The following is a 9,294-nucleotide window of genomic DNA, read 5'->3' as shown; positions in this document are numbered from 1 at the left end:
CTACTTCCCCATCCCGATGCGCTGGGCCTTCTGGAAGATCTTGCCTTCCGTCTTGATCGAGGGAGCGATGATGATCTCGGTGGTCTGCATCTCGCGCATCGTCGAGGCTCCGACGGAGCCCATGCACGTGCGCAGGGCGCCGACGAGGTTCTGCGAGCCGTCGTCGAGGCGGGACGGCCCGTAGAGGATCTCCTCGAGGCTGCCGGTGATGCCGACCTGGATGCGGGTGCCGCGGGGCAGGTTGGCGTGCGGCGTGGCCATGCCCCAGTGGAAGCCCTGGCCGGGCGCTTCCTTCGCGCGCGCGAAGGCGGAGCCGACCATGACGCCGTCGGAGCCGCAGGCGATCGCCTTGCAGATGTCGCCGCCGGTGGACATGCCGCCGTCGGTGATGATCGGCACGTACTTGCCGGTGCGCTTGAAGTGGAAGTCGCGCGCCGCGGCGCAGTCGACCGTGCCCGTCACCTGCGGCACGCCGAGGCCGAGGACGCCGCGCGTGGTGCAGGCGGCTCCCGGTCCGACGCCGATCAGCAGGCCGGAGACGCCCGCGTCCATCAGCTCGGTGGCGACCGAGTAGGTCACGCAGTTGCCGACGACGACGGGGATCTTCATCGCCTTGCAGAACTTGGCGATGTCGAAGGGCGTGTACTTGGTCGCTTTGTGGCGGACGGTCGTGACGGTGGACTGCACGACGAAGATGTCGGCGCCGGCCTCCATCGCGATGCGGCCGTACTTCTCCGCGTTCTGCGGGATCGTGGAGATCGCGCAGGGCACGCCGGCCTTCTTGATCTGCTTGATGCGCTCGCCGATCAGCTCCTCCTTGACGGCGGGGCGGTACATCTCCTGCACGAGGCGGGTCGCCTCGTCGGGGGTGGCGCCGGCGATCTGGGAGACGACCTCGCGGGGCTTGTCGTAGCGCGTGCTGATCCCGTCGAGGTTCAGGACCCCGAGGCCGCCGAGCTTGCCCATCGCGATCGCGAACTCCGCGTCCACGACGCCGTCCATCGCCGAGGCGAGGAAGGGGATCTCGAGCTTGACGTGCCCGATCTGCAGGGTCGTGTCGACCTCGTCGGGGTTGACCGTCATGTCGCCGGGAACCAGCGCGATCTCGTCGAATCCGTAGGCCCTGCGGGCTTCACGGTCGCGTCCGATGAAAAAAGCCATCGTTATCCTCCGTCGGGAATGGGGTTGCGACGGCGATATGGTAACAAATTGCCGGGAGGAGCGTCTACGCGCGCGAGGACGCGGCTTCCTTAGGTCAGGGCCGCGGGAAGGAGCTCGGCGATCATCCCGTTGAGCTTCTCGAAGTCGAGAGGCTTCTCCAGGAAGCGCACGAGCGGATCGGAGGGCAGGCGGCGCGTCGCCCACTCCCTGTCGGCGGCGCTCATCAGGATGACGGGCGTATTCGCGGTGAGGTCGTTGCCGCGCAGGATCTCGATGACCCGGATGCCGTCCACGGACGGCATCCGCAGATCGAGGAGGATCAGGTCGGGGCGCTCCCAGGAGGCGACCTCGAGCGCGTCGGGGCCGTCCTTGGCGCCCAGTACGGTATGGCCCCTCTTCAGCAGGTGGACCGTGAGGAGCTCCACGCAGTCGGGGTCGTCGTCGACGATCAGAATCTTGGCCATCGCTAACTATAGTAAGTTAGCTGTCGCGGTTCGTCAAGGGCAATCTGGTCTCAGTCGAGGTCGAGGACGTCGCCGCCCCCGGAGCCGGCGAGGTCGTCGGGATCGTAGCGCGGGGCGGGCGGTGCCGCGGGCGCGCTCCCCGGAAGGAACTCGGACATGAGCTTCGACAGGTGGGCGAAGTCGACGGGCTTCTGCAGGAAGCGCGTGATGGCGTCGTCCTTGACCTGAGGCATGATCTGTCCGATCGGCGACGCGGTGAGGAAGATGATCGGCGTGGCGGCGGTGAAGCTGTTGCCGCGCAGGCGCTCGTGGACCTTCGCGCCGTTGGCCGCGGGCATGTTGAAGTCGAGTATGACCAGGTCCGGCTTCTCGCGCGAGGCGATCATCGGCGCCGACAGCCCGTCCAGCGCGACGACCACCTGATGTCCCGCCTCCGTCAGGCGCAGGCTCAGCAGCTCCACGATCGGCTGTTCGTCATCGATCACGAGGATCTTCGCCATATGAGGCTAGTGTACGGTTCGGGCCCCGATCCGTCAAGGACGCGCCTAGGACTTTTGCCGGGAAAAGAGGGGCCCGAGGGCCCAAGCGCTTCCTTACATAGGAGGCTATCCTCCTGGAGATGCCCATGAGATTGCTGCTGTCGGCGCTGCTGGCCTTCGGTTCCGCCGTTCCCGCCGCCGCGCAGGTCCACGCCGCCGTCCCCGGCTCGGTCTCCGTCGTTCCGTCCTTCTCTCCCGTCCTCTCGCCCGGCCTGGCGCCCTCGTTCTCGGGCCCCGCCCTGTCTCTGCCGTCGGCCCCCGGCCTCGCGGCGCCGTCGATCGCCCCGTCTCTCGTCCCGGCCCTCGCTCCCGCGGCGCTCGCGCCGATCCCCGCCCTCGCCGCCTCGGCGATCCCCGCGGCCGCCGCGTTCGTTCCCGCCGCGCTGTCGCACCCCGTCTCGGCGCCCGCCAAAGACGGCGGACGCCTCCGCAACGCGGGCACGAGCCTCAAGGACCTCGGCCGCCTCGTCGGCCTGTCCGAGGCGGGCGCCGCGGCCGCCGCCTTCGACGGCGCCGCCGCGAAGGCCGCCCTCGAGAACGCCGAGCCGGCCTCCCTCCCGCTCCCCCTCGGCGCGAAGAGCGTCTCCGTCGTCCGCCTCAACAGCGCCCGCGAGGCGAGCGGCGTCATCCCGCACACTCCGAACACCGAGCACTTCATCAACGAGCTCGCGTCGAAGTGGGACAAGATCGGCCATCTCGACCTGCGCGTCTACCGCGACTCGAAAGGCGACAGCTTCCGCGCCGTGGACCTGTCCGGCCGCCCCGAGCTCGCCGAGCACCTGCCCGAGGTCCAGGCGCACGAGGCCGCGCTGATCCGCAAGATCCAGCTGCACGCGAAGGACCTGCAGCTCGTCATCCGCGAGGAAGGCAAGACCCCCGACCTGATCGTCGAAGGCGTCGTCACCGAGATGAAGAGCCTGTTCCCCGGCGGCGAGTTCAAGGTCCAGCTCGCTCACGCTAACGAGCAGGTCCTCGCCCACGCGGCGCGACACCGCCTGGCTCCCGGCGCCGCCGCGATCAACCTGGAGTCCCGCGACGCCGTGCCCGTCGCCGAGCTGCGCTCCGTCATCAACGATTACGTCCGCACCGGCGCCCCGATCGGCCTGGCCAGCGTGTCGGTGTACGCGGGCAAGGACCGCCGGGTCTTCGTCCGCGGCAAGGACGGCCTGTTCAACGTCGAGGGCTCTCGCCTGCGCCGCCAGTCGGCCGCGAAGGCCGCCCTGCCCCTCGCCAAGCCCGCCGCCCGCTTCCTCGTCCCCGACGCCCTCGCCCTGGCCGCGATGCCGGACCCGGACGTCATCGTCCGCGAGCTGACCGAGCCCGCCCGCCGCCTGCGCGCCGCCGGCGTGCGCGCGACCGTCACCGTGTACGGCTCCGCCCGCATCCTGCAGCCCGACGTCGCCCGCGCCCGCCTCCAGGAGCTCGTCGACAAGTACGGCCGCAAGCCCAAGCGTCCCGAGGAGCGCAAGCTCGTGTACGCCGCGGTGCAGGCCGTCGAGATGTCCAAGTACTACGACATCGCCCGGCAGTTCGGCCGCCTCGTCGCCGAGGAGGGCGGCGGCGAGGTCGCCGTCGTCTCCGGCGGCGGCCCCGGCATCATGGAGGCCGCCAACCGCGGCGCCTTCGAGGCCAAGGGCCCGAGCGTGGGCTACAACATCATCCTCGACCACGAGCAGGGGTTGAACAAGTACGCGACGCCCGGCCTCGAGTTCGAGTTCACGAACTTCTCCACGCGCAAGATGGCCCTGCGCCACGGCTCGATGGGCCTCGTCTACTTCCCCGGCGGCTTCGGCACGATGGACGAGCTCTTCGAGGTGCTCACGTTGATGCAGACCGGCAAGATGCCGCGCGTGCCGATCGTGCTGGTCGGCGAGAAGGAGTACTGGGACAAGATCTTGGACTTCGACGAGTTCGCCCGCATGGGCCTCATCTCCTCCGGCGACCTGTCCCTCTTCCACTTCGCCGACACCGCGCGCGCCGCCTGGTCCGCGATCGTCGCCGTCCCCGCCGCCCGCTGACCGCGTCTTGACGGGCCGGGCCGGCCGTGGCATACTCACCCCATGACCACCGACAAGCCGCTGTCGTCCGAGCATCACATCGAGATCGCGATGGGCATCGTCCTGTCCATCATCACCTGCGGGATCTACAACATCTACTGGAACTACCGTCAGTTCCTGGCGATGAACGCGCTGCTCGGGCGCGAGGAGTTCAAGTTCGTCCCGTGGCTGCTCCTCTCCATCATCACCTGCGGCCTGTTCCACATCTACTACGAGTACAAGATGGGCGCCGAACTGTACGGCTGGCTCAAGGAGAACGGCCGGGACCCGAACCCGAACCTGCCCGTCATCGGCCTCGTGCTCGCCTGTCTCGGCCTGACCGTCATCACCGACGCCGTCTACCAGCACGAGATCAACAAGCTCTCATGAAGATCCGTCATCCCGTCCCGTTCTCCGTCGTCGCCGGCGCCGCGTGGCTCCTCTGCGCGGCGCAGGCGGTCACGGGCGCGGGGGGGAGCCTCGTGATATGTCCGTTCCGCCTGGCGACCGGACATATGTGCCCGGGCTGCGGCATGGGCCGCGCGGTCGTGGCCGCGATGCGGGGCGACTGGCTCGGGTCCTTCCACCTCCACCCGCTCGGGATACCCGTCCTCGCCGTCTGGACCGCCTGGCTCGCCGCCGAGGCCGTCAGGGCCGCCCGGTCTGGCGCGTCGGCCCGGTCAGTGCTATAATATCGTCATACTTGCGGGATGGTGAAATGGTATCACAGCGGACTCTGAATCCGCTTTTCTAGGTTCGAGTCCTAGTCCCGCAGAATTTAGACTGACAGTCGGAACGGAGCCCTCCTCTCGGAGGGCTTCTCGTTTTTGTAGACTCGTGGTCCGATGCCTTTTTTGCCGAAGTTCACGATCACCAACGCCGTCACGGCCGCCCTGACTCGGATCGAGCGGGCGCGCGGATTTCTGGATGCGGCCAAGCTCTCGGAGGACTGGATCTCCGAAATGCAGAACCGTGCGCTCCTCTTGGAAGCGCATCACACGACTCACATCGAGGGGACGCACCTGACCCTCGAGGAGTCGGAGAAGCTTCTTGCCGGTAAAAAGGTTCCCGGCGCTGATCCTGACGATACGCGGGAGCTCCTGAATTACCGCGACGCTTTCGATCTGGTAACCGAATACTTGGACAACGGGGAGCCCATCAGGGAGGCGCTGCTTCGCGAGATTCACAAACGGCTGGTCAAAGGCGTACGCGGCGACAAGGCGTCGCCCGGACAGTACCGCAAAGGCCAGAACTTCGTGGTCAATTCGAAGACCAAGCAGGTGATCTACACGCCGCCGCCTCCAGCCGAGGTTCCCGGGATGATGGCGGATTTGGTCGGCTGGCTGCGGACGGAGCACGGCGTCAACCCGGTTCTCGAAGCGGGCGTCGCTCAGTTCCAGCTTGTTCATATCCATCCCTTTGACGACGGCAACGGCCGGACCTCCCGGCTTCTATCGACCCTCTGCCTCTACCGCAAGGGCTACGACTTCAAGCGCCTGTTCACGATCAGTGAATACTATGACCGGGACCGGATCGCCTTCTACAAGGCTATCCAGGGCGTGCGCGAGCGGGGCATGGACCTGACGAACTGGCTGGAGTTTTTCACGGACGGCTTGGCGACTCAGATGCGGGAAGTCCAGGAGCGGGGCGAGAAGGTGATTCGGCTCGACCTCCTCGCGCGAAAGCATGCCCTAAACGACAGGCAACGAACGGCCTTGAGGCGCGCGGTCGAGCACGAGGGCCTGACTCTCAAGGACTTCATCGGACTCTTCAAGGATGCTCCGCGGCGGACTCTCCAGCGGGAACTAAAGGGCATGGTGGACAAAGGCCTGCTGATTCCCGAAGGGGCCACCAATAAACTCCGCTATCGGCCCGGCAAGTGGGCGGCCTAAACTTGCGCCAACTTGCGCCAAAACTTGCGCCAAACTCGCGCCAAGGCTTGCGCCTTGGAGGGCTTTGGAGAGGGAATTGACTCGTGGAAGAGCCATCCTTCGATGAGCTTTTAAGCCGGGAGACGCTGCGGGCCGCGGCCGGCGACACGTACTTCGAGCGCGGCGAGGACTACCTCGAGCAGGAGCTCGTGGAGCGCTTGCGCGTGCTGCCGGGCGTCATCACGGCGAAGGTGCAGGGTACGGAGACCTATGAGGTCCGTATCGCGGCGGCGAAGGGCGGGCTCGAATTCGACTGCACTTGCCCGTTGGGCGACGACGGCTCGGTCTGCAAGCATTGCGTGGCGGTCGGCTTGGCATGGATCGCCACGCGCGGTTCCTCCGACGAATACGCGGGCCAACTCGACGAAATCCGCCGCCATCTGACGGGTTTGGAGAAGCAGGCTCTCGTTGAGATGATCATGGGCCAGGTCGGCGATGACGACCGTTTCTTCCAAAGGTTGAGCTTGACCGCCCGGCGAGATGATCCCGGCGACCTCGCGGCGAGCTTCCGCAAGGCGATCGACCAGGCGACGAAGTCGGAGCGTTTCATCGACTACCGCTCGATGAGGGCCTTTTCACGCGGGCTGGAGGACTTGGTTCGCGAACTGTCGTCGGCGATTCCCTCTTATCCCGAGGAGTGCGTGGGGCTTGCGGAGTATTTCCTGAGCGGGATCGAGAAGAAGATCCATTCGTTGGACGACTCCGCCGGCTACATGCGGCCGATCATCGAGCGCATCGAGGAGCTGCATCACGCGGCTTGCGTCGCCGCCAAACCGGAGCCGAAGGCCTTGGCCCGGCGCTTGTTCGACCGGAGCCTTCATTCGGAGTGGGATGTATTTCATGGCGTGGTTCGGACCCATGCCGACGTGATGGGGCGGGAGGGATTGGCTGAATACCGGCGCCTCGCTCAGGCAGAGTGGGCGAAGATTCCTCAAAAAGAGCCCGGCGCAAAGAGCCAGTCCTCCGACGGGAGCTTTCGTATCAGGTCCATCATGGAGACGTTGGCCGAAGTCTCCGGCGACCTTGAGGAGTTGGTCGCGATCAAGAGCCGCGACCTGTCCAGCCCGTATTATTATCTTGGAATCGCGGAGCTTTACATGAAAGCGGGCCGCCACGATGAGGCGCTGGATTGGGCGGAGAGAGGCCTCAAAGCCTTTCCCAAGGAAGCCAATTCGCGACTTCGGAATTTTCTGGCGGGGGAGTATCATCGGCGCAAGCGTCACGATGAGGCCATGGAATTGATCTGGAAGAATTTCGGGGATAGCCCGGAACTGGGGACATACCAGGACTTGAAGGAGTATGCCGAGCGGGTGCGGCAGTGGCCGAAGTGGCGGGCGAAGGCCATCGGACTGCTGCGCGAGCGCTTCGAGACGGCTAAGCGCAAGAACTCGACGCAGTCATGGATGACGCCGGATCAATCCAGATTGGTCGAGATACTCCTTTGGGAGAAGGACGTGGATGGAGCCTGGGCCGAGGCCAAGGCCGGCGGATGCCACCCGGAATTCTGGATGACGCTGGCCCATCTTCGCGAGAAAGATCATCCCCAAGACGCCGTGCAGGTCTATCGCGCCGAGATCAGGCGGCTTCTGGAGAGAATGGGTAGTCCGGACTACGCCGGCGTCGTCCGTCTTATTCGCGCTGTCAGGGAGTTGATGAACGGCCTTAGCCGAGAGCGTGAATTCGCCGCGTATCTGAACGAGATGAGGACGGTCTACAAGCGCAAACGCAATTTTATGAAGCTGCTTGAGAGGGTGAAGTCCGTCGCGATCTGAACGGGATCAGAGTAGGCGTAAAATCTGATTGAGACGGGCCGTTGTCATGTCGAGCTGCTTGGCGATGTCCTTGCGCGTCAAGGCGGGGAAATTCAGCAGCTTCTGTTGGCACTCTCGGGCGAGAAGAATTTGATCCTTGAGTGAGCGAGTCTTGGGCCGAGTGAATTTTTCACGGGCGGCTTCGACGAATGCCTCATGCGTCAAGAGGCGCTTCTCGCCCTTGGCCGTGTTCATCGCACCGAAGGAAAACTCGAACATAAGGCCTTTCCCGTTTTGAGGAGCGTCGGATTCGGGCAGCCAATTTGACTAACAGAACCTCACTCGTACCAGGGCCGCTCGACGAGCGGCCTTTGGTATTTGTGGGGAGACGTCAGTGCTGATGGCCTGACAGGGTCACGACAAGGGCGGCAAAATGAAGGAGCGCTTGAAAAGTCTCCACCGACCGCCGAAAAACGTCGATTGAACATAAATGATCGTTTGTTCAAAGGCTGACTGGGAGAGGCCGCGCCAGGCGAGATAGGATCTAAAGTCGAAGGCAGTTGTCACGTCGCCGTTCGAAAACCGGTCGGAAGCACCGGAGGGGTGGGTATGGCGGCCTCGAATTTTAGTGATCGATGACAGCGGGATGCCGTTCTCCCTTATCTTCCCGAGGAGCCATTCGAGCTCTCGCTTCAACAATTCCCCACCCAGATGATCTTGTGCCCCGCTGAAGTACCGGCCTATCGCCACCCGTTTCCCGGCCTCGCCAAAAGCTTCCCAGACCGCGTGCTCGCTATTGCTGCTGCGGGTCTTCTCCCACAACCTGATGTCGTGCTGATCGATACGCTCGTCGCCTTTCGCTGTGTTGGGCGGATACTTCCCAAGTTCTAAAAACCCTCGCCCGAACTCCGCCCAGGGCGCGCCGACGGTCGGTGGTATCCTCGCAGAAACCGGGGCGTGAAAGTCTCCGACAGATCCGCCGCTCGCCGACGAATCGAAGGTCGTCCTGCCTTCGTGCGCCAGCGTTTCGCCGGATGCCTGGCCGCCCGGGGTTTCCCCTGCGTCCTGGAGCGCAGTCAAGGTCTGGGCCGGGGTGCCGCCTCTGTGCATTGCAGCGACGGCCGGCAGGATTTTGGCGGGAGGCGCTGACGCTGCGGCCGGGTTGATCTGCGGCACGGTGAGCCCGACCACAGGCAAGAGTAATTGCGGCGCGGTGAGCCCGACCACAGGCAAGAGTAATTGCGGCGCGGTGCCATAAGCAGTCATCGGCAGGGTGGTCGGCCTGGCTAAAGCACCAAATGTTGCTTTGCCTCCGACGACCTGCGCGAATAACAGAGCGGGCGTGATGGCTAAGAATCCAGCCAAGGCAAGTCCCAATGACTTCTTCATGGTATGAGTATGAATCGGTCGAG

The 9,294-nt window shown here is 64.9% G+C and carries 10 protein-coding genes and 1 tRNA gene; 6 read left to right on the top strand and 5 right to left on the bottom strand.

Annotated elements, in window-relative coordinates; all coding sequences use genetic code 11:
* From HYV14_10790 to HYV14_10780, 3 genes are all read right to left on the bottom strand, one after another.
* A complete protein-coding gene (locus tag HYV14_10790) occupies window positions 1-1,161 on the bottom strand; it encodes a GuaB3 family IMP dehydrogenase-related protein (protein MBI2386486.1) in 1,161 nt (386 codons plus the stop codon).
* A gap of 89 nt (window positions 1,162-1,250) precedes the next feature.
* Window positions 1,251-1,625 (bottom strand): response regulator, encoded by a 375-nt coding sequence (locus tag HYV14_10785; protein ID MBI2386485.1) that lies wholly within the window; start codon window positions 1,623-1,625, stop codon window positions 1,251-1,253.
* Between the two features lie 50 nt (window positions 1,626-1,675).
* On the bottom strand, window positions 1,676-2,125 hold the full coding sequence (locus HYV14_10780) for a response regulator (protein ID MBI2386484.1): 450 nt from the start codon (window positions 2,123-2,125) through the stop codon (window positions 1,676-1,678).
* 119 nt (window positions 2,126-2,244) lie between these two features.
* Here HYV14_10780 and HYV14_10775 point away from each other — a divergent pair, with 119 nt between their 5' ends.
* From HYV14_10775 to HYV14_10750, 6 genes are all read left to right on the top strand, one after another.
* The gene (locus HYV14_10775) at window positions 2,245-4,182 is read left to right on the top strand and encodes a TIGR00730 family Rossman fold protein (GenBank protein MBI2386483.1); all 1,938 of its coding nucleotides are present in this window, start codon (window positions 2,245-2,247) and stop codon (window positions 4,180-4,182) included.
* A gap of 42 nt (window positions 4,183-4,224) precedes the next feature.
* Window positions 4,225-4,590, top strand: a complete 366-nt coding sequence (locus HYV14_10770) for a DUF4234 domain-containing protein (protein ID MBI2386482.1) — start codon at window positions 4,225-4,227, stop codon at window positions 4,588-4,590.
* A complete protein-coding gene (locus HYV14_10765; GenBank protein ID MBI2386481.1) occupies window positions 4,587-4,892 on the top strand; it encodes a DUF2752 domain-containing protein in 306 nt (101 codons plus the stop codon). The genes HYV14_10770 and HYV14_10765 overlap by 4 nt, the downstream gene beginning before the upstream one ends.
* A 12-nt stretch (window positions 4,893-4,904) precedes the next feature.
* Window positions 4,905-4,975: transfer RNA gene (locus tag HYV14_10760), tRNA-Gln, on the top strand.
* A gap of 70 nt (window positions 4,976-5,045) precedes the next feature.
* Entirely contained in the window at window positions 5,046-6,092 is a 1,047-nt protein-coding gene (locus HYV14_10755) for a Fic family protein (protein ID MBI2386480.1), read from the top strand.
* Between the two features lie 83 nt (window positions 6,093-6,175).
* Window positions 6,176-7,903 carry a hypothetical protein gene (locus HYV14_10750; protein ID MBI2386479.1) on the top strand — a complete coding sequence of 576 codons (1,728 nt, stop codon included), beginning with the start codon at window positions 6,176-6,178 and terminating at the stop codon, window positions 7,901-7,903.
* Window positions 7,904-7,909: 6 nt separating this feature from the next.
* On the opposite strand, the gene HYV14_10745 is transcribed toward HYV14_10750, so the two are convergent.
* The gene (locus tag HYV14_10745) at window positions 7,910-8,137 is read right to left on the bottom strand and encodes a hypothetical protein (GenBank protein ID MBI2386478.1); all 228 of its coding nucleotides are present in this window, start codon (window positions 8,135-8,137) and stop codon (window positions 7,910-7,912) included.
* A 159-nt stretch (window positions 8,138-8,296) separates the two neighbouring features.
* Complete coding sequence (locus tag HYV14_10740; protein MBI2386477.1) at window positions 8,297-9,271, bottom strand: hypothetical protein; 975 nt, start codon at window positions 9,269-9,271, stop codon at window positions 8,297-8,299.
* Between the last annotated feature and the right edge of the window lie 23 nt (window positions 9,272-9,294).

This window comes from Elusimicrobiota bacterium (genome assembly GCA_016182905.1).
In the GTDB taxonomy this organism is placed as follows: domain Bacteria; phylum Elusimicrobiota; class Elusimicrobia; order UBA1565; family UBA9628; genus GWA2-66-18.
This window is presented reverse-complemented; position numbering and strand designations above follow the sequence as displayed.

What these genes read in the sequence shown, in the direction of transcription:
- HYV14_10780 (MBI2386484.1), bottom strand. Translation starts at nt 2,125, where the DNA reads ATGGCGAAGATCCTCGTGATCGATGACGAACAGCCGATCGTGGAGCTG.
- HYV14_10785 (MBI2386485.1), bottom strand. Translation starts at nt 1,625, where the DNA reads ATGGCCAAGATTCTGATCGTCGACGACGACCCCGACTGCGTGGAGCTC.
- HYV14_10740 (MBI2386477.1), bottom strand. Translation starts at nt 9,271, where the DNA reads ATGAAGAAGTCATTGGGACTTGCCTTGGCTGGATTCTTAGCCATCACG.
- HYV14_10745 (MBI2386478.1), bottom strand. Translation starts at nt 8,137, where the DNA reads ATGAACACGGCCAAGGGCGAGAAGCGCCTCTTGACGCATGAGGCATTC.
- HYV14_10770 (MBI2386482.1), top strand. Translation starts at nt 4,225, where the DNA reads ATGACCACCGACAAGCCGCTGTCGTCCGAGCATCACATCGAGATCGCG.
- HYV14_10790 (MBI2386486.1), bottom strand. Translation starts at nt 1,161, where the DNA reads ATGGCTTTTTTCATCGGACGCGACCGTGAAGCCCGCAGGGCCTACGGA.
- HYV14_10765 (MBI2386481.1), top strand. Translation starts at nt 4,587, where the DNA reads ATGAAGATCCGTCATCCCGTCCCGTTCTCCGTCGTCGCCGGCGCCGCG.
- HYV14_10775 (MBI2386483.1), top strand. Translation starts at nt 2,245, where the DNA reads ATGCCCATGAGATTGCTGCTGTCGGCGCTGCTGGCCTTCGGTTCCGCC.
- HYV14_10755 (MBI2386480.1), top strand. Translation starts at nt 5,046, where the DNA reads ATGCCTTTTTTGCCGAAGTTCACGATCACCAACGCCGTCACGGCCGCC.